The organism is Vibrio gangliei (assembly GCF_026001925.1).
In the GTDB taxonomy this organism is placed as follows: domain Bacteria; phylum Pseudomonadota; class Gammaproteobacteria; order Enterobacterales; family Vibrionaceae; genus Vibrio; species Vibrio gangliei.
Map to the genome: position 1 here is coordinate 292,656 of NZ_AP021869.1, position 19,838 is coordinate 312,493.

The window sequence follows — 19,838 nt, forward strand, 5'->3', positions numbered from 1 at the left end:
TTGAGAACCCATGATCTGCTCCAGCCAGACTGGACACTTCATTAAGCGACATTTTGTTGTTCAAAGTTAACTGGGCTTAGATACCCAAGAGCACTGTGCCTTCTCGTCCGATTATAATCAACCTCTATGTATTCGAAGATCGCTTGGCGCATCTCGTCTCGCGTCATGATCGGCTCATATTGGATCGCTTCAACTTTCATTGAATGGAAGAAGCTCTCAACACAAGCGTTGTCCCAGCAGTTTCCTTTTCTACTCATACTTTGTTTTAGATTATAAGCGGTCATGAGGTCTCGATAGTCTTTTGAGCAATACTGGCTACCTCGATCACTGTGAACGATAACTTGCTCAGGGAATCCGCGACGGAACAAGGCCATTGATAGCGCATCGCAGACCAGCGTAGCAGTCATTCTGGTATCCATAGACCAGCCGACTACTTGTCTTGAGTAAAGATCAATAATTACCGCCAAGTACAGCCAACCTTCGCTTGTGGCAACGTAGGTGATGTCACCCGCCCACTTTTGATTCGGAGCCGCTGCGTTGAAGTCCTGAGCCAGCAGGTTCGGAGCAACAGGCATTTTATGCTTGCTGTCTGTTGTACACTTAAACTTACGTGCGGCTTTCGGAGTCAAATCCTGACGCTTCATACTGGCTGTAATGGTTTTAACATTATGACTATTACCGTTCTCAGCCAGTTCTTTTTGAATGCGCCTCGCACCATCTCGGCCTTTGCTGCTGTCAAACGCCTCCTTGACCTTGATATCAAGCTCTTGGCGATTTGCCTCGCGCTGGATAGCCTTGTGGCGGTGCTTAATCCAGTAATAAAACCCACTTCGAGCATAAATTCGTAGCAATCTACTTTAGATTTTTCGCGAAGTAGGTGGCGGCCTTTTTTACTATATCTAGCTCTTCAGCTTGCTCAGCCAATTGCCTTTTAAGCTTGGCGACTTCAGCGGCTAGATCTTTTTCCCGCTGACTGGTACTGGTGTCTTTCTTCGCGGCCTTACGCCAACCGTAGATCTGAGATTCGTGTAACGAGAGTTGCCTCGCTGCCACAGCGACTCCCACTTTATCTGCTAGCTTCAGTGCTTCTGCTTTAAATTCAGGAGAATGGATAATACGTTTTTTCTTGCTTGTCATGCTTCACCTCGTTAGTGATTGTACTCACTTAACTCGGTGTCCAAAACTGCTGGTGCGGATCATGCATTAGATAGCCTAATACTCTAGTAGCAATACAATAGTTAGGCCAGTTTTTAACCGCAAATTCAGATAATAAGTGCACTGTTGACGGGAAAGTTCAAGTGCAGAAATACCATTTTTCCCTTGAGTCATAAGGTAAATCGCCAAAAACCACGTTCTGAGCGGTAACTTTGAAGCGGAAAACAGCGTTCCAGCTGTCAAAGAAGCTTGATGATGGCATTGTTCTTCGTTACCGTGCATCAATATAAACCTATGAATTTAAATGCTTTTTTTTGAAATTGAACCTTGTTCTTCGCCATGCTGGATACCCTTCAAACTCACTCTCAATAAGTGTAGTTCAATGGAGTGGAGTTTAAGTGGTAATCGGGTACTTTTTAGCCTTGAACAAATGCCAGAGACAAAGTTACAATGGAATACGCAAAGAATATTCCAAAATGGATCATAGGTAATGAAAATTACGTATTTCAATATTTTAATGTGATGCCTCGAGGATCTCGCTGTGTTTTTTAAGTGGCTTGATGATGAGTGTTACGTAAATTAATTGAAAATTACAGATAAGGGGTAAATTAATTGAAAATTACAGATAAGGGGTTAATTATGAACACGTTCATCAAAGGAATGGCGTCAGCAGCGGCAGTAATGATCTTTGCTCCAACAGTGGCGCTGGCTGCTGATGGAAAAGTGACCTTCAATGGTGAAATTATTACTAATACCTGTACTGTCATCAGCGGTGATAAAGATAAAATTGTCACACTACCCACTGTTCAGGTGTCTGCATTGTCTGCCGCGAATCAAACTGCGGGGACAACACCTTTCACTATTGGTCTTGAAAATTGTACAACTGCTTCAGGTGTTTCGGTCTATTTTGAACCGAATGAATATGTCTCAACGGAGGGGCGACTAAAAAATACCATTCCTGCTGGTGTCTCTGGTGGCGCGGATAATGTTGATATCGAGTTACTGAATAATAATCATGGTGTAATTGACCTTGCAAACCAAACCATTGATCCAACGACCGGAAAAGTCACGGGTGGTAACTCAACGGTCGTGACGCCTGTCGATGGTTCTGCGACACTGCCTTTCTATGCACGTTACTTTGCGACAAATGCCGCTGAGGCTGGGAAAGTGAGTTCCTACGTGAACTTCACTATCGTTTATCCGTAAGACGTTAAGGCAGCTCCGGCAGGGGCTGCCTGCTCAGAGAACAGGGAGGTGTTGAAATATGACTCGTTACTTTTTTACGTTTCTTTTATTCGTATATATACCTTTCGCGAATGCAAATATTGTCATTGATGGGACCAGAGTGATCTTTCCATCTGACCGGAAAGAGGTATCAGTCAGAGTCACTAATTCAGGGGATATGCCGTCACTGACGCAAGTATGGGTTGATGGTGGCACAATACAAAATAATACAGGCAAAGACATGGCGCCTTTTGTGGTTCTGCCGCCGATTATTCGTGTTGAACCAGGAAAAGGACAGACCTATCGTCTGGTTTTTAGCGGCGCCGCGCTTCCACAAGATCGTGAGTCATTGTACTGGTTTAACATGTTGGATATACCGCCAGAGCCTAAAAACAGTCAAGGTAGCAACTATTTACAGTTATCGATTCGTTCACGTATTAAGTTATTTTATCGTCCGATAACATTAAAGGGAAATGTCAGCGAGGCTGCCAAATCTTTAACCTGGGAATTTCACAATGATAATAACACACTCTTTGTGAATAACCCATCTCCATGGTACATCACCATTGATAGCATCACGATTAATGGGAATAAACAACCTGCTGGTATGGTGGCGCCATTTTCAACGATGAGCATAAATAATAAAGAGCATACACTGAAAGCCATGCCAGGTAAGTTCAGCTTCACAACCATCAATGATTATGGAGCTGTTGTGACTCATAATTATCCTCAGTAAAGGACATTATGATGAAATTCATGGGGATCAATGTTGGGTTAATAATAATAATAATACCATGGGGTGTTGCATGGTCAGAAGACGCATTTAATTTCAATAGTGCGCATTTGCATAACGCGACACATATCGATCTCCAGAAATTTAAGTATGGTAATCCGATGAATGTCGGGAAGTATCGCAGTAAGCTTTACTTAAATGGTTCGTATGCGAGCGAAGTTGAATTCGAGCTACAGAAGGTGGGAGAAAAAATTGAACCCTGCATAACACCAGTATTATTTAGAGTGATGAGGCTTAAAGATAAAACGTGGCCAGAAAAGGCTTCATGTCTCCCGTTATCGCAGATCAATGCTGGCATTTCATGGCATTATGACGTCGGGGAGAATGCGTTAAATTTAACCATCCCGCAGGCGTTACAAAAACCGAAGTATCGAGGCGAGATTAATCCTGAGAGTATCGATGTTGGTGTTCCAGCAGCAGTATTACGTTATCAGGCGAATAGTTATCAGAGCATCAATCATGGCGATAGTCATAATTACAGTTATGTCGGGCTTGATGGTAGTTTTCGCGCTTACGGCTGGCGCTTTTACCACGAGTCTAATTATCAGGCAAATGATAACGATACTCAGTGGGATAATATTTCGACATACGCCGAGAAAAGCCTTTTCGATTTGAGCTCAACCCTTAGGCTCGGGCAGGGATGGACAGATGGCACCTTCTTCGACAGCGTCAGCTTCGTGGGCGCCAGGGTTGCGACTGACAAACGGATGCTGCCAGGGTCACGACGTGGTTTTGCACCCACGGTAACGGGAATCGCCAGGACAAACGCGCGCGTCACCGTCACTCAAAATGGTTCCTTACTCTATGAGGCCACCGTTCCGCCAGGTAAATTCTCCTTTGCTGACCTTTATCCAACGAATTCAGGTGGCGACCTGATCGTGACGATTCATGAGGCCGATGGCAGCCAGGACACGTTTACTGTGCCTTATGCTTCCATACCTGGCCTGGTTCGTAAGGAGGCGCTGTATTACGATTTGTCGATGGGATATCTGGATGACAGCTATATCTCAAACCGTCCGGGATTCGGAGAATTAACTCTGCAGTATGGTTTTAATGACTATATTAGCGGCTATATGGGGGTAAATGGAACCGATGGGTATTACTCCACTCTTGTCGGTAGTGCATTAAATACTTACTGGGGAGCACTGGCTGTCGATGTTTCGCGTTCCTCCTGGAAAACTGTTGAAAATGACTGGCTGGATGGATATCGCTGGCGCGTTTCGGCAACAAAATCATTGACCAGTGATACCCGAGTTACCTTATCAATGAGTCACAGTAACGATGCAAGGTATATTTCAATTCGTGATGCGGCATCGGCTAATAACCATGACAACTATACTTACCGCGAAATGACAAAGTATACAGCCAATCTATCGCAACAAATCGGCGGCGGTAGCTTGTCATTTTATGGCATATGGAGTGAAAACTGGAAGCATGGTACCTATCACTCCTATCAGCTAGGATATTCGAATAATTATAAACGCCTGGGCTACTATATCTATGCACAGAAAAGTCAGGATGCTAACCATAAAAATAACCAAATAGTCGGAATTTCTTTCTCTATACCTATTAACGGTAATGGCAATATTCATACTCATTTCAATTATGACAAGAATAACGGCAACCAGTTACAAGCGACTTATACTGGGAGTCGGGGTGAAAAGAACGAACTCAGCTATGGCCTGACGACAAGTTACGATATGCCAAAGGAAGGGGGCCATGAGAGTTCCATTGGAGTAAACGGTAGTTACCGAACTCATTATGCCTATCTGAATGCGAGCGCCAGCGCCGGCAAGAATCAACAGCAGTTCTCCCTTGGGACTTCCGGCGCGTTAGTTGCGCATGAAGGAGGGGTGATTGCGACACCTGATATTGGTGAAACATTCGCCATTGTACAGGCCCCTAAGGCTGCCGGTGCAACGGTGGCCAACCGTATTGGACGTCCAGTGGATAATCGTGGTTACACCATTATCCCTTATCTGAACCCATTTACAGAAAACTGGCTGGATCTCGATCCGCAAGGAATTAGCGATCAAGTTGAGATCGTATCAAGTAGCACGGTCGTCGTTCCTGACTCAGGCGCGGCCGTGAAGGTAAAATTTGCGACCCGTACTGGCTACCCATGGTTTGCCAATGTCACGCTCAGTGATGGTAATACGCCGCCATTGGGTGCTGAGGTCTTTGACAGCAAAGGAATAGCCATCGGGGCCGTGGGTCAAGGAGGGCTGCTATATGCCAGAGTCCCGGACATCAAGGGGGTTTTACATGTGGTCTGGGGCGACAATAGTGTTCAGCGTTGCCAGCTTGCGTATTCCGTTAATCAACAGACCAGCCGAAACCTTTGCAAATAGATGATTAAGGAAGACAAAAAATGAAAAGAGAAATGATACTAGGGTTATCTGTTTTCCTGTATCTAGGATATATCCCCACAATACTTGCATGCGTGATGACCAGTGGTAAAACAATTGAATATAGCATCAATCTGGCTAATCAATATTTTACAGTAGATATACTTAATCGCCAGCCTGGAGATTTATTATTCACCTATGGCGGCATGGCTCTGACCAATAATACGGAATGGAATATAACTTGTAGTGGTTCAGAACCGAGTGGCTACAATAGTATTGGTGGCGCTCCCGTTGGACCGGCTTATCAAAGCAAGCCAGGATATGTTTACAGTATCGATCGTCTACCGGGGATTGGTTACAGTTTTCAAATGGGTGAACAGGATGGTATTGATTTCGATTCCCTTTTTATGCCTTATCCAACAGCACGCCCCTTTTCTGGGGGCAGGTATTTTAATTCAGAAAGCAAAAAACCCACTATTTATTTTTGGCGCATTCCTGATACCAGCGGTTTACCACCTCCAGGCCAGTATTGCCTGAATGATTATCTCGGTGATATTTATCTTGAGGGGGTCAACGCCTTAAAGTTTAGTGCAAAAGGATTGTGCATTACGGTAAAGTCCCCAACCTGCAAAATCAGTAACGCTGATATTAAAGTTAATTTGGGAAGACACAATAGGTCCGTATTTATGGGGCCTGGGAGTACCACCAATATGGTACCGTTCAATATAGATCTTACCACCTGCGAGAATGTTGGTAACATATTTATGCAATTTAATGCAACGGCTGATGGTAATCACGCGGCAAACGGTATTATAAAAATAGATGATAGTGGTGATGATAGTTCCGCGACCGGGGTTGGAGTCCAGGTATTAAAAAATAGCGTCCCGATAGTGTTGAATGAACCTGCGACAATCTGGTCGGGAAGTAAAGGTAGTGAGTCGGCCTACAGTTTCCAGTATCAGGCAAGATACATTCAGACTGAATCGACGGTTACCGCCGGTCAGGCGAATGCGAGTGCGACGTTTGTGGTTACCTATAATTAAGAAGTGGCGCCGTCGCTGACACGCTCAGAACAGGATAAGTCATTTAATGAAGGTGCGAATAAGCGGGGAAATTCTTCTCGGCTGACTCAGTCATTTCATTTCTTCATGTTTGAGCCGTTTTTTCTCCCGTAAATGCCTTGAATCAGCCTATTTAGACCGTTTCTTCGCCATTTAAGGCGTTATTCCCAGTTTTTAGTGAGATCTCTCCCACTGACGTATAATTTGGTCCGCCCGAAAAGGTTGGCCAGCGTGAATAACATCGCCAGTTGGTTATCGTTTTTCAGCACCCCCTTGTATCTGGCTTTCACGAAGCCGAACTGTCGCTTGATGATGCGAAATGGGTGCTCCACCTTGGCCCGGATGCTGGCTTTCATGTATTCGATGTTGATGGCCGTTTTGTTCTTGCGTGGATGCTGTTTCAAGGTTCTTACCTTGCCGGGGCGCTCGGCGATCAGCCAGTCCACATCCACCTCGGCCAGCTCCTCGCGCTGTGGCGCCCCTTGGTAGCCGGCATCGGCTGAGACAAATTGCTCCTCTCCATGCAGCAGATTACCCAGCTGATTGAGGTTATGCTCGTTGGCCGCGGTGGTGACTAGGCTGTGGGTCAGGCCACTCTTGGCATCGACACCAATGTGGGCCTTCATGCCAAAGTGCCACTGCTAGTTCTCGATCAAGCTGAAGTGCTGGCTGATGGATGGTATGCAGCATAATTTTAATATAGGCAAGAGGTGAAACCTCACCTTTTGCATATTTATTTATCATTGACTTCCACTTTAGTGGGAGTATCGGTTCGGTCAGAATACATTAAGTAATGAATAGAGAGTTTTTTAGAGCATCGACTCTAAATGATTTCTGTCCAAAAATGATTTAGCTGACAAACGATGAGTCACAGTCTAAAGATGTCTCATGGACCTTACCTCATACTTTGGATACACGACTTACCATCGCTAAGCAGCGATGGTATTCACACAGGTGGTCAGTCGAAATACCAGTTCGTCGCGTAAACCACGGCAACGACCAGAACGGTCAGAATGACAGGGATAGCCAGCATCTTTAACAATTTTTTCAAAGAGCTTTGTGGTTCAAATACCACACCTGCCGCTTCCTTCACTCTGCGATCTTCATCAAAATGCCATTTAATCGCAAAGTAGGCACCAATCGCTGTTACGATAATTTTGAGAGCTCCGGCAAAGTACGGAAAGAAGTTAGCCCAACCGCTGTTCATTGTTTATCTCCATCAAATTTAATATCGATTTTACGGTAGCATAATGAAAGGATAATGTTTACTTTTACTCTTTGATATCGCTAAACCGGACGTTTCTGATTTGCTCAACGCCGGACATATCAACGTGCGATAGACACTGTCAGGCGTTCTAGCTCGTGCAAGTCTACTGCTCGCGACCGCTGTTCACAACCTACTTTGTTATATAAGGAGTGATAGCTGGTTGATTAAAGTACTGAAAGCTCTGGCACGCCTGGGTCAAGCCTGGAGCAGCCAGCAAAGCCAACGCTGATTGCTCATGTCACAAAGCAGTAACGGGATAAGCGGAGAGTGATAAAGCCAAAACGGGGCGGTTTGGCCCGTTCAAATCAAATCATTGTGCTAAACAGGGCTAATTCAGCGGCCCGGTGTTCATCTGAGTTTCCTGCATTTCGTTCAGTCCGCCACCATTGTGCACGTGAGTGAAGCCCTGTTTTTGCAACGCTTCCATTGCCATCGCAGCACGACCACCGCTGCGGCAATACACCACAATCGGTTGCTGCTTATCGATATCATGAAAGCCAGTGCCAACGTCACTGAGAGGAATATTACGCGCTTCGGGTAAGTGGCCGTCAGCGTATTCCTGCGTCGTGCGCACATCAATCACCAATGCGCCATTATCTATCATCCGCCAAGCCTGCTCAGCCCGCTCGCTCGCCAACACCTGACCCACAGGCAAAGCCAGCATGAACGCCAGCCCCGCCGCTTTCCAGTTAACTCCAAACATAATTACCCCTGTCAGAAGACAATATAGTTTCATCGAGTCCAATAAAGTCTGATCACTTACAATAAAGTTTGTCACTTTTCCTCTGTCAGTTCACTTGGCAGAGGTGATGCGAACCGACTATAGCAAACACGCCTTTGTCCCGAAGTCATTCAGAGTAAATACTCATTTATACCTTGTTAATATGAACTGCCCGACTAAAAGTTATCCAAATTCCCCCTTGAAATAACGCACTTATAGAGGCAGCGTCATGCTAGGGTAAAACCGGCTGTTGGACGTCTAATTAGTGCTATACAAATGCAGCAAGCAAATGTAGCTTAAGAGCTTAGTCTGTTCGCGAACTTGAAGCCTATATTACATCACTGAAAATTCGCTACCGTTTATCATGTTTCATGGCGATTTAGATAAACCAGTATCACTAGAGCAAAGTGAGTTACTCAGCAATTATTAGACAAGTACAGTGTAGAGAATCAACTTTTTGTTGAAAAAGTGTTGGTCACAGTGCACCGGTCTTTGATACTGAAAAGTATGTGTCAGAAGTTGTTTATTTTGTCCGAGCGCACCTCCCTTCTCAAACCTTCGAAAAGGCTTCAATGTGCGCGATACACTATTTTTCGCCCATTAATCAATTTCACTTGTGACAAAGTTATCAGAATTATGCATTTCCGGTAACGTTCCCGAAATTATCGATCTATCATCCACTCAGATACAAAAGTGAAGTAATCAACACGACTGATTTCTATTTCTTCTTCGATATAGAGCTTATACATCAAAAGTATAAGCCGAAATGCGCTTACGAATTATTCTGGGAACGTTTGCATACAACCCAAAACAATTAACGTGAGAACATCAGAATGAAACGACACATTTTAGCGGTTGCTGTAACAATGGGGCTAATGACTACATCGGTATTAGCAAGTGAAGACGTTGCAGCATTAGAGCAACGTATTAATGAATTAGAACAAAGGGTTGCACAAACAGAGCAGGTCTCTACCGAGGCCAATGAAAAGGCTTCTTCATTTGAGTTTCACGGCTATGCTCGCTCTGGGTTATTGATCAACGACGACCTCAATGGCGCGACAGGCACTGGACCTTACATGACGACAGCTGGTGCCATTGGAGCTCCAATTGGACGTCTTGGTGTTGAAGATGATCATTACGTTGAAGCGAACTTGATTCATAAGCGATTTGCAGACGATGGCTCTAGTGCTTTGTTTCGCATCATGTTGGCCGACAGTACTGAGACAAATAACGAGTGGACTGCCAGCGAAAGCCAGTTGAATGTGCGACAAGTGTATTCAGAACTGAACCGTCTGAGCATGTTCTCTGAATCTGAAGCGTTTTCTGAAGCAACGTTTTGGGCGGGTAAACGATTCGATCGTGACAACTTTGATATTCACTTTTTCGATTCGGATATTGTCTTCTTATCAGGTACTGGTGCGGGCGTTTATGACGTTCAGATGAGCGACAACTGGAAAGCGAATTTCTCTATTTATGGCCGAGATTTTGGTGAGATTGATAGCTCGTCAACAGATGTAGAAAACTACATTGCAACCATGAATAACCGTATTGGCCAATGGCAAGTGATGTTGAGCGGTATGACCTCAGCAGACAACGATAGCCGCCTAAATGGCGCAGCTGAAAGCGGTGTACACGCAATGTTTGCATACCATGGAGACAACTTCTTTGGTCTGAGCGAAGGCTTCTCTAAAACGGGTATGTTAGTGGGTAGCGGCCTAGGTGCAGAGCTAAAAGGCATCGGTTCAAATGGTGATCTACTGGATGACGCGAAAGCCGTTCGCCTGTTTAGCTACGGTGTCACTCGCATTGGCGACAACTGGCGCTTAGCACCTGCATTAATGGCAGAGCATAGCCAAGATCGTTTGAAGAAGAATGACGAGTTCACATGGGCTTCTTTAAACGTTCGATTAGCTCAAGAGTTCACAGAGAACTTTGAGATGGTTTACGAAGGTTCATTGCAATACATGGATTTAGACAACTCGACAGAGCAAGCGAGCGGCGGTTTCTACAAAGCGACAGTTGCACCAACACTGAAGCTTTCAACTAGCACTGGTTTCTTTGACCGACCAGAACTGCGTTTCGCTGTGAGCTATGTGGATTGGAGTGAAGACCTAAATGGTTACTCGATCAGCACTGAAGCAGATGCTGCAACGATGGGAGAGGGCGGCGAGGTTCTGTTTGCACTGCAGATGGAAACTTGGTTCTAATTGCTTGATATATCGTTTAGATAGAGAGTGTTACTCATGATGTGATAGTCGCATCACCAAATGCCAACCTTATCGTTTCAACTCGAAGGTTGGCATTTTTTATCTTGGGATAACCTGATCTCTGAAATAAATCGCTAGCAAGACTCTCGGTCAATAGTGGTGAAGGTCAACACCATCTTGCTCATTTCAAAGCCTTTTTTCTCAATACGGTCGAGTAGCAGCTTGGCTCCATTTTCTCCCGCTTTATCAAACGCATAGTTAAACGTAGACAGCGTTGGTGTGCATACTGAAGCAAGTTCATCATCACCCACGCCGAGTACCAAGACATCCTTTCCTGGAACGAGGCCCGCTTCTTGAATTGCTCTGATCGCACCGATTGCAATACGGTCCGTTGCGCAGAACAAGCCATCGAGCTTGGGATAGTTAGTTAAAGACTGTTTAGTCAACTTGTAGCCTGACTCTATGGTGAAGTCACCACGTGTGTGAAATTGCAGTGTGAGGTTGTTGAATTGAAGAGACTGAGTGAAGCCTTCAGATCTCATTTTATCAACTGCAATATCATCGCCTTGTACACCAATAAACCCCATATGCTTACAACCTTTCTCGATGAGGCGATTACCCGCTTCAAACCCTACTCTAGTGTCGTCGTGCACAACACTTGGGATGTCAAACATTGAACCGTCTTGACCGACTAATACAACTGGCACTGCAGAGCCTTTAATTGCTTTGACGATCTTATTGTCAAGGTGGGTCGCGTACAGAATGATACCTTCAACCCGTTTCTGGTTAAATATTTGAATATATTCAAGTTCCTTGTGGTGTGTTTGGTGTGTGCTTGCTAATAAAACATGTTTGCCTGCTTGCTCTAATACTTTGGTTAAACCATCGACACCTTGAGAGGTGGCGTGGGAGGAAACTCTAGGAACAATGACGCCAACTAGGTTGGTTTTCTGAGACTTTAAGTCTTTAGCGACTTGGTTTGGGAGATATCCACACTCTTCAACCGCTTTACGAACCTTTATTTTAGTCGAGTCTTTTACGCCATACTCATCGTTGATTACTCTTGAGACCGTCGACTTGGAAACTCCAGCGAGTCGAGCGACATCATGAAGACTAGCCATTATTGATTATCCATTCGTATTTTTAGTTTTGGGATTGTTTGCAAACAGAGTATCAAATCTGCTTGTTATTAGGAGATTTTAACCCCCTATTCTGAACCTAGATAGATAATTTTAAGATCATCTTCACAGTATTGAGTCATTATATTTGATCATTTGCTGCTTCTAGGCAGAATTTCTTTTTGCAAACGTTCCCGAGAATGTTCAAGACTAGAATGATAATCCAATGGGGTATGTAATGAATTATCCGAAAATAGCAAAAGAGCTGCTTTCTCTGTTAGGTGGGAAAAGTAATATCACTGCGCTCGCGCACTGTGCGACTCGTCTGCGCCTTGCTGTTGCAGATCAAGATAAAATTGATGAGCAGGCAATTGATAACTTAGAAGGGGTCAAGGGCCAATTTAAAGTAGCAGGTCAATATCAGATCATCTTTGGTTCTGGCATCGTTAACCAAGTTTATACAGAGCTGGCTAAGCTAACTGAAATGACGGAAATGTCGACCAATGATGTGGCATCAGCGGGCGCTAATAACCAAAATATCCTGCAGCGCGCGGTGAAAGGGCTGTCTGATATTTTTGTCCCAATCATTCCGGCGATTGTCGCGGGTGGTTTGTTGATGGGTATCTATAACCTATTGACGGCTCAAGGCTTGTTCATGGATGGTAAATCTTTAATTGATGTTAATCCTGGCCTGAACGACTTAGCAAACATGATCAATACATTTGCTAATGCTCCTTTTGTATACTTACCTATTTTATTAGCATTTTCAGCGAGTAAGAAATTTGGAGGTAACCCATACCTTGGTGCAGCTTTAGGTATGTTAATGGTGCATCCAGACCTACTTAATGGCTGGGGATTCGGTGGCGCATCGGTATCGGGCAGTATTCCCGTTTGGAACATTTTAGGTTTCGAAATCGAAAAAGTGGGCTATCAAGGTTCTGTACTACCAGTTATTGTTTCTGCGTTTATTCTAGCGAAAGTTGAGCTTGGGCTGCGTAAAGTTATTCCTTCGGTTCTGGATAACTTGCTAACGCCGCTATTGGCGATTTTCATAACTGGCTTGTTAACATTCACGATTGTTGGTCCATTTACTCGTGATATCGGCTTCCTGCTTGGTGACGGCCTAAATTGGTTATACAACAGTGCTGGCTTCATTGGCGGTGCGGTGTTTGGTTTGATTTATGCGCCGTTTGTTATTACTGGTATGCACCATAGCTTTATCGCGATTGAAACTCAGTTGCTTGCGGATATTGCAACAACTGGTGGTACGTTTATCTTCCCTATCGCGGCGATGTCTAACGTGTCACAAGGTGCAGCGGCACTGGCGGTTGGTTTCATGAGTAAAGATAAGAAAATGAAAGGTATCGCGATTCCTTCTGGTGTGACCGGTTTGCTTGGTATTACTGAGCCTGCAATGTTCGGTGTGAACTTGAAGCTTCGCTACCCATTCATTGCTGCGGTTTGTGCAGCTGCGGTTTCAAGCGCGTTTATCACTATGTTCAATGTGAAAGCACAAGCACTGGGTGCGGCGGGTATTCCTGGCATCATCTCAATATCGCCGGAAAAAATTGGTTACTACGTGGTAGGTATGATTATCGCGTTCGTGACTGCCTTTGCTCTGACCTTTGTTTTAGGTTTGCGTGAGAGCAGCAAGCAAAACATTAAAACAACAGCTTAACGTTTATCCCTAGAAGTGAAGCCCCCCTTTTCACTTCATTTCCTAAGCTTTGGGGTGCTAGCTAGGTGATTTGGCTTAGCTAGCCTTTTTATATTTTTACATGACAGCGTGAAGTTTCACCTTGCTTTCGGTTGCTACTGCTTTCGGTTGTCATGATTTTCAGTTTTAAGGTAAGAAAGATGAATCAAGTTTGGGTAACTGGAGACGCCGTCGTCGACCTCATTCCGGAGTCTGACTCGACATTATTGAAATGTCCGGGCGGTGCTCCTGCTAATGTCGCGGTAGCGATTTCTCGCCTTTTAGGCAAAAGCGCATTTTTCGGCCGAGTGGGTAACGACCCGTTTGGCACTTTTATGGAAGTGACTCTGCAAAAGGAAGGTGTGAATACCGATCGCTTGGTGAAGGACCCTGAACAACGCACATCAACCGTGGTGGTTGATCTTGATGACCAAGGCGAGCGCAGTTTTACGTTCATGGTTAAACCAAGTGCCGACCAGTTTATGTCTGTTGCAGACATTCCCGAATTTAAGAAAAACGAGTGGCTGCACGTCTGCTCAATCTCTTTGGCTAATGAACCAAGCCGAAGCAGCACCTTCGAAGCCATCCGACGCATGAAAGCCGTGGGCGGTTACATCAGCTTCGATCCAAACCTTCGTGATGAAGTGTGGCAAAACCCATCTGAAATTAAGTCTGTGGTCATGAAAGCGGTTGAGTTGGCGGATGTGGTTAAATTCTCAGAAGAAGAACTGGACTTCTTAACCGATTCAACTTCGATGGAACAAGGCTTGGCTAACATTGCAGATCTTAACAACACGCTTGTTTTGGTTACGCAGGGCGCGAAAGGCGTTTGGCGAGTATTTGAAAACCAAGGTGTGTTGATTTCAGGCCGCTCAGTGACGCCAGTGGATACCACAGGTGCAGGCGATGCTTTTGTTGGCGGCTTGCTTGCAAAGCTTTCTCAACATGATGAGTGGAACAATCAACAAGTCGTCGATTCTGCAATTCAGTGGGCGAATGGGTGTGGTGCACTGGCGACAACGCAAAAAGGCGCAATGACCGCACTTCCAACGCAAGAAGCTCTAACTCAGTTTATTCAAAAAAACTCTTCAAATACGAATGCCGTAGAGGAGAGCGTATGAGTTTGAACTCGAACTGGACAGTAGAGCAAAGATATCGTCGTATAGAAGATATTTCTCAAGAGAGTATTGATGCGATGGTAGAGCTTCGCAAACAAGACTCTGGCTATCCAAGCTACCATGTTGCGCCTAAGTTTGGTCTGCTTAATGATCCGAATGGTCTGTGTTTCTTTAATGGTGAACACCACCTATTTTACCAATGGACGCCAGTTGGCCCTGTCCATGGTATGAAGTACTGGTACCACCTTTCAACCAAAGACTTCGTTCATTTCCAAGACCACGGCATAGGCCTACACCCGGACCAAGATTACGATTCTCATGGCGTTTACTCTGGTGGTGCGTTGGTTGAAAAGGATCATGTACTGTTGTTCTTTACTGGTAACAAGCGTGATGAACATTGGTTACGAATTCCAACTCAATGTTTAGCCAAGATGTCTGGCGACGGTAAAATAGAAAAGCACGGTGTTGTTATCGAAAACGAACATTACACCGAACATTTCCGCGATCCAAAAGTATGGAAGCAGGGGGATGATTATTTGATGGTTGTGGGAGCTCAAACTCCTCAAGAGATCGGTTCAATGGTTTTGTATAGCAGTCGTGACTTGATTAATTGGCAACATAAAGGCCCTATTCAAACTCGTTATAACAAGCTTGGATATATGTGGGAATGCCCAGATTTTTTTGAAATAGATAACCAGTCGGTGATGCTGTTCTCTCCACAAGGTGTATCGAGTAAAAATTCATACGATTTCAAAAATATATATTCTGTAGCTTATATTATAGGTGAGCGCTTAAATCTAGACTCTGTGGAATTGGAAAACCACCAAGACATCGCTCAGCCAGATTATGGCTTCGATTTTTATGCCCCACAGACTTATTTAGATGATACAGGTCGTCGTATTATGATTGCTTGGGTTGGCTTACCTGATATTAATACACCATCTAACAAGAATCAGTGGGAGGGCATGCTGTCTTTACCACGTGAGCTTCATATTCAAGGTGGCTATCTGGTGCAGTCGGTTTTACCTGAAGTGAAAGCGTTGCAAGGTGAAGCTTTTGCTGTTGAGAGCGAGCTTGAATTGGATACAACCAGCTTCATGGTTCAACTTGAAACAGAAATTGACGACTTTGAGTTAACACTTTCCAATGCTGCGGGCGATAACATCGTGTTCAGGGCTACAGAAAAGGAGTTCATTCTTGACCGTAGTAAAATGTCTCAACTCTATGCGAAAAAGTTTGGAACAATGAGAAAGGTACCGAGGTTGAGCACTAAACAAACCATTGAAGTTTATGTCGATAGGTCAGTGATCGAGATCTTTATCAATGGCGGTAAGCATACAATGACTAGCCGATTCTTTATTGATAATTTGAACGTATTATCCATTACTGGTGGTGTAAAAACTGTTTACCATACGATGTGCCCAATTCAAGGGGTTAATGACTGAGTTGTTACAATAATATTGCTCATCTTATAGATGATTCAGACCTTTGATCTCGAGCAATCGTGCCAGTTTCTGATGACTCAAATTTATCCCGAGAGTATCTAGATTAAATCTACAGATGAGGTAAATCGTTAACTCTACACTTTTTATCTTTAGTAATTATCGTTACGATAAACTATAGTATTGAATGAGACTATACTGTTGTGCATTAGGTTGGAGTCGATATGATTAATCTTGCAAATGGTCTCGTACCACTACTCATTGGTATTACCGTTTTGTTTATCGCTTTCGGTGTAATGTATATCGTGGCCGATAAATGGGATAAAAAGAACCAAAGATAAATATTTATAGGTTATTTGCTCAGCAGTTAGTCACTAAAGGTGCCATTTTAACAAAAATGACGCCTTTAAAATTTCACTTTACCTTTCTTCCAAGTACCTCAAATAAGCATTTCTTAATCGCATGCTATTGCTTGCAAAGTAGCTTGGCGTAAAGCGGTCACGATTATAGTACTGCCTTGTTAAGTTATGTTGGAAGTCCAATGAGGCGCCTAGACCTGTGTTGAGCTGGTTATGCGTTTCACCAATACGGGTTTGAACCGAAAGATTGAACTCATCGGTTCCTCGTAATTGGACATAGCCAGGTTTCATGTCACGCCAGAAGGTCAGAGGGAAGGACACGCCTGCGGTAACAAATTGCTCATCTTCACTGTTTAGGTAAGAGGCATAAACTTTTACATCTCCTAGCCAGTGGTTGGTGGTGGCGCGAACCCCACGATCTCCTTGCCAGAATTCGCCAGCGGTTAAGTCGAGTTGCCAATTAAATTGTGGGATGGATAAGGAATAAGTGCCAAGTAAAGTGCTCCTATCTTTCATGACATTACCATATTCATCCGTATCATCTTTGTAGGTGAACTGACTCGCTTGAAAGCTGACAGAGTGATAGCCTTCAGGCGATACCCAAGTGGTTTCATTGGCGCCACCCAAATAACCGCCATAAACATAGCCAGCAGAGAATTGGGTCATCATGTTGAAAGGTAGACGAAATGCTTGGTGTACAACTGCGCGATCGATTTCATTGTCAAACTGGTTATTGCCCCAAATACGGCCTTCTTCATAATCGTCGCTATTATCAATCGGTAATAAATAGCGTACATCAACAGCAAAACCTTTCCATAAAGGCACATAAGCATTGGTCGCGAGTGCTAAAGAGTAGTCAAGAACACCATACTCAGTCGCTAGTGAGTAGCGAGTAGCAGGGGAAACGATCACTTGCGCTCGTCCAACACCTGAGTTGATTTTATGGTGCTGCCATGCGGTGTTATCGAGGGCGTGATTGAGCGCAGTTGTAGAAAAGCTAAGTTGCTTACATTGGATACCGGTGGTTAAAAATTCACGATAACATTGGGCTTCAGTTGATATTGACATCATCGGTATGCCATTGCTAAGCATAACCAAGTTAACCGTGGTTTCCGGTGTTTGGATATCTAAACTGTCTTTTAATGCTTGCCCGGTGTTGGCGGTAATGAGCCCCAAGGCGACACCAGCACCGTCCATTTGGTTACGGTTATAGCGACGGTTTTCAAGAGCGACAATAATGGTCTCACCACGCTTACCAACTTGAATGTTAACAAACCCTTCTTTTTCTAGTACGGCTGTCAGCCGGGTGAGGCTCGCTGAGTCTGCTGTAGAAAGCTCTGCGCCAATTAAGTCTTGCGGAGAGGTTTTTTTATCATCGTTAGAGCGATACGGCAGAGAGTCTTGATATCCCATTACTGGCGCGGTGACATTGACCCCCCAAATATCATGATCGGTATCTTCTCGAGTCGTATAAATTTGGTAATTAGCGCTGACTTGAATATCGTAAGGCAACAGGCCTTCAGGTGTCATGGCTTTGATGCTGGAGTTAAACTCAGTAGCATCGTATTCACCGGTTAGCTGCAAAAATGACAGTGGTTGGATTTCAACGCCACCAAATGGGCCGTCCATAATGCCTGATGCGATCTTAGATTGTCCGTAACCGGCGCTGATACGCATAGGTATAAACTCGAAGGCTTTGTCGGCAACAATATACGTTGTTTGGAAGTTATTGGCAGCGCCACCTATATCTTGAGCACCGATGGCTAGATTGAAGCCGGTGTAGTCATAAATAAAAGGAAGTTGGTATTTGGCTGAGGCAGAGAGATCACGTATACCGCAGCCAGACTCAGTATAAATGTTACAGTCATAAGTTTTTGTGACCACACGACCACCGACTTCTAGACCTGGAAATAGTCCAAAGCTGCCAACCCAGTTATCTAAATCACCGATACCCTGACGGTAAGGAACGCCTTGACCATAATAGAAACTAAAATCGCCAGTTTGTACAACTTGGGCGTTAGGGGTATTGGTTAAGCCTGTGAAACTTTGATGTGATGCTAAAGGTTGGACCGAACCGTAATTGATGAATGTTGTATCAGCTATGGAGTCAGATGTGAATAACAGTGCTAGTGATAGCGTTATTGGAGAGAGAAGACCGGATCTCTCTGAAATAACCTGCATGACCATACGCTTTCCTTGTCAGTATGCAGTGAAAGAAAATAACGCCGCATAAATAGTGCGGCGTTGATGTTATTAAAATGAGTGGGGGGGATTATGCGCCAGTACCGGTAGAACCTGTTCCACCTGTCCCACCAGTTCCACCTGTCGCAGGGGTGTCAGGATTACTTGGTTCAGGCTTAGTTGCGTCGGCAATATTGTCTTCTAGAGCTTGCTCAATATCTTCGTCAGAAATTTCACCGGATTCAACTTTATCGGCAAAGCCTGATTCTTTTAACTTTTCTTTTAGATTAACAACAATTTCTTTACCTGAATCATTAATAGGGAACTCAGGGATATTTTTAACTAAGGTTTCAGAGAGCTTTTTAGTCACGGCTGCAATTTTGCTTGGGTCTGCATCTGGTAGTGCATTCACAGCATCGGATAAAATCATTTTAGTCGCAGCTAGCTTAGAGAATAAAGTTTTATTGCTTTCCTTCAACTTACTCACGGAAGCTTCCGTATCTGAAAGTAACTCTTTAATGGATATGCCATTATTAGCAATTTCATCTAAACCAAGACTAGCTAGTACTTCTTGCGCCGTTGACTCATCGTATGTTGCACCATTTAATTGCTTATCGATTAGAGATGTTAGAGGAGATACTGTTGCTGGTTCTCCTTTTGTAAATAAGCCTTTAGGAGCTGAATATTTTACACCAGACATATCACGGCCATTTTCCATATCGACCGCATCACTATTACCGGTATAAGTGATTGAACATGTCTCTGGTGCATCGGCAAAAGTGCCTGATAATACTGCAATACCATCATCATCGGTTGCTTTACTTGTTCCTGTTGAGTCATCATCACAGCTATAATTAGCAATCATGCCTCGTACTGGGCCATCATAAGCCTGAACTTCCATAGTGTTAGAGCTTGAATCATCACTATCACTACCGCAACCATATAGCAATGCACTGGTGATACACAATGCTAAAATTTTCGATTTATGATTTTTCATCCTTACCTCATAAACATTTTCAAATTAAAGTGTATAGATGTGATTAAGCATCTAGAACAATATACAACTACATACTTTAGTGTATTTTTTGGAATATTGTAAATAGCGCAACGGTTTTTTGTTGTAAAATATTTGATGTATGAATGCTTTT

Annotated in this window: 14 protein-coding genes and 3 pseudogenes; 9 read left to right on the forward strand and 8 right to left on the reverse strand. The window is 44.1% G+C overall.

What is annotated here, in order from left to right:
* Window positions 1–41: 41 nt before the first annotated feature.
* Window positions 42–1,137 (reverse strand): annotated as a pseudogene (locus tag Vgang_RS01360) (IS3 family transposase).
* A gap of 144 nt (window positions 1,138–1,281) precedes the next feature.
* Window positions 1,282–1,496: pseudogene (locus tag Vgang_RS01365) on the reverse strand (IS1595 family transposase); the annotation flags it as partial.
* 298 nt (window positions 1,497–1,794) lie between these two features.
* Between Vgang_RS01365 and Vgang_RS01370 the strand changes: the two are divergent.
* From Vgang_RS01370 to Vgang_RS01385, 4 genes are read left to right on the forward strand one after another with little or no spacing between them, the layout of a single operon-like run.
* A complete protein-coding gene (locus tag Vgang_RS01370) occupies window positions 1,795–2,361 on the forward strand; it encodes a fimbrial protein (RefSeq protein WP_105902573.1) in 567 nt (188 codons plus the stop codon).
* Window positions 2,362–2,419: 58 nt separating this feature from the next.
* Window positions 2,420–3,115 (forward strand): fimbrial biogenesis chaperone, encoded by a 696-nt coding sequence (locus tag Vgang_RS01375; protein WP_105902572.1) that lies wholly within the window; start codon window positions 2,420–2,422, stop codon window positions 3,113–3,115.
* An 8-nt stretch (window positions 3,116–3,123) separates the two neighbouring features.
* The gene (locus Vgang_RS01380) at window positions 3,124–5,523 is read left to right on the forward strand and encodes a fimbria/pilus outer membrane usher protein (protein ID WP_211294050.1); all 2,400 of its coding nucleotides are present in this window, start codon (window positions 3,124–3,126) and stop codon (window positions 5,521–5,523) included.
* Window positions 5,524–5,543: 20 nt separating this feature from the next.
* Window positions 5,544–6,563 carry a fimbrial protein gene (locus Vgang_RS01385; RefSeq protein WP_105902570.1) on the forward strand — a complete coding sequence of 340 codons (1,020 nt, stop codon included), beginning with the start codon at window positions 5,544–5,546 and terminating at the stop codon, window positions 6,561–6,563.
* A gap of 192 nt (window positions 6,564–6,755) precedes the next feature.
* Here the strand turns inward: Vgang_RS01385 and Vgang_RS01390 are convergent.
* The 3 genes and pseudogenes from Vgang_RS01390 to Vgang_RS01400 form a co-directional block, all read right to left on the reverse strand.
* Window positions 6,756–7,222 (reverse strand): annotated as a pseudogene (locus Vgang_RS01390) (IS5 family transposase); the annotation flags it as partial.
* A 317-nt stretch (window positions 7,223–7,539) separates the two neighbouring features.
* A complete protein-coding gene (locus tag Vgang_RS01395; protein ID WP_105902569.1) occupies window positions 7,540–7,788 on the reverse strand; it encodes a hypothetical protein in 249 nt (82 codons plus the stop codon).
* Between the two features lie 388 nt (window positions 7,789–8,176).
* Entirely contained in the window at window positions 8,177–8,551 is a 375-nt protein-coding gene (locus Vgang_RS01400; RefSeq protein WP_038149449.1) for a rhodanese-like domain-containing protein, read from the reverse strand.
* A gap of 382 nt (window positions 8,552–8,933) precedes the next feature.
* Between Vgang_RS01400 and Vgang_RS17090 the strand changes: the two genes are divergently transcribed.
* Entirely contained in the window at window positions 8,934–8,999 is a 66-nt protein-coding gene (locus Vgang_RS17090) for a hypothetical protein (RefSeq protein WP_406708299.1), read from the forward strand.
* Between the two features lie 403 nt (window positions 9,000–9,402).
* Window positions 9,403–10,776 (forward strand): carbohydrate porin, encoded by a 1,374-nt coding sequence (locus tag Vgang_RS01405; RefSeq protein ID WP_065675314.1) that lies wholly within the window; start codon window positions 9,403–9,405, stop codon window positions 10,774–10,776.
* Window positions 10,777–10,910: 134 nt separating this feature from the next.
* Here Vgang_RS01405 and Vgang_RS01410 read toward each other — a convergent pair whose 3' ends face one another.
* A complete protein-coding gene (locus tag Vgang_RS01410) occupies window positions 10,911–11,897 on the reverse strand; it encodes a LacI family DNA-binding transcriptional regulator (protein WP_105902568.1) in 987 nt (328 codons plus the stop codon).
* Between the two features lie 235 nt (window positions 11,898–12,132).
* Between Vgang_RS01410 and Vgang_RS01415 the strand changes: the two genes are divergently transcribed.
* The 3 genes from Vgang_RS01415 to Vgang_RS01425 all read left to right on the forward strand — a co-directional run bounded on the left by Vgang_RS01415 (window position 12,133) and on the right by Vgang_RS01425 (window position 16,153).
* Window positions 12,133–13,572, forward strand: a complete 1,440-nt coding sequence (locus Vgang_RS01415) for a sucrose-specific PTS transporter subunit IIBC (RefSeq protein ID WP_105902567.1) — start codon at window positions 12,133–12,135, stop codon at window positions 13,570–13,572.
* Between the two features lie 179 nt (window positions 13,573–13,751).
* The gene (locus tag Vgang_RS01420; protein WP_086960294.1) at window positions 13,752–14,711 is read left to right on the forward strand and encodes an aminoimidazole riboside kinase; all 960 of its coding nucleotides are present in this window, start codon (window positions 13,752–13,754) and stop codon (window positions 14,709–14,711) included.
* Window positions 14,708–16,153: a sucrose-6-phosphate hydrolase gene (locus Vgang_RS01425; RefSeq protein WP_105902566.1), complete on the forward strand. Its 1,446-nt coding sequence runs from the start codon at window positions 14,708–14,710 to the stop codon at window positions 16,151–16,153. Before Vgang_RS01420 ends, Vgang_RS01425 begins: the two co-directional genes overlap by 4 nt.
* 416 nt (window positions 16,154–16,569) lie before the next feature.
* On the opposite strand, the gene Vgang_RS01430 is transcribed toward Vgang_RS01425, so the two are convergent.
* A complete protein-coding gene (locus Vgang_RS01430) occupies window positions 16,570–18,696 on the reverse strand; it encodes a YjbH domain-containing protein (protein ID WP_245879940.1) in 2,127 nt (708 codons plus the stop codon).
* 85 nt (window positions 18,697–18,781) lie between these two features.
* Window positions 18,782–19,687, reverse strand: a complete 906-nt coding sequence (locus tag Vgang_RS01435; RefSeq protein ID WP_105902565.1) for an excinuclease ATPase subunit — start codon at window positions 19,685–19,687, stop codon at window positions 18,782–18,784.
* Window positions 19,688–19,838 lie beyond the last annotated feature (151 nt).

Coding starts and splice junctions, on each gene's coding strand:
- Vgang_RS01370 (WP_105902573.1), top strand. CDS start 1,795: ATGAACACGTTCATCAAAGGAATGGCGTCAGCAGCGGCAGTAATGATC.
- Vgang_RS01375 (WP_105902572.1), top strand. CDS start 2,420: ATGACTCGTTACTTTTTTACGTTTCTTTTATTCGTATATATACCTTTC.
- Vgang_RS01380 (WP_211294050.1), top strand. CDS start 3,124: ATGATGAAATTCATGGGGATCAATGTTGGGTTAATAATAATAATAATA.
- Vgang_RS01385 (WP_105902570.1), top strand. CDS start 5,544: ATGAAAAGAGAAATGATACTAGGGTTATCTGTTTTCCTGTATCTAGGA.
- Vgang_RS01395 (WP_105902569.1), bottom strand. CDS start 7,788: ATGAACAGCGGTTGGGCTAACTTCTTTCCGTACTTTGCCGGAGCTCTC.
- Vgang_RS01400 (WP_038149449.1), bottom strand. CDS start 8,551: ATGTTTGGAGTTAACTGGAAAGCGGCGGGGCTGGCGTTCATGCTGGCT.
- Vgang_RS01405 (WP_065675314.1), top strand. CDS start 9,403: ATGAAACGACACATTTTAGCGGTTGCTGTAACAATGGGGCTAATGACT.
- Vgang_RS01410 (WP_105902568.1), bottom strand. CDS start 11,897: ATGGCTAGTCTTCATGATGTCGCTCGACTCGCTGGAGTTTCCAAGTCG.
- Vgang_RS01415 (WP_105902567.1), top strand. CDS start 12,133: ATGAATTATCCGAAAATAGCAAAAGAGCTGCTTTCTCTGTTAGGTGGG.
- Vgang_RS01420 (WP_086960294.1), top strand. CDS start 13,752: ATGAATCAAGTTTGGGTAACTGGAGACGCCGTCGTCGACCTCATTCCG.
- Vgang_RS01425 (WP_105902566.1), top strand. CDS start 14,708: ATGAGTTTGAACTCGAACTGGACAGTAGAGCAAAGATATCGTCGTATA.
- Vgang_RS01430 (WP_245879940.1), bottom strand. CDS start 18,696: ATGGTCATGCAGGTTATTTCAGAGAGATCCGGTCTTCTCTCTCCAATA.
- Vgang_RS01435 (WP_105902565.1), bottom strand. CDS start 19,687: ATGAAAAATCATAAATCGAAAATTTTAGCATTGTGTATCACCAGTGCA.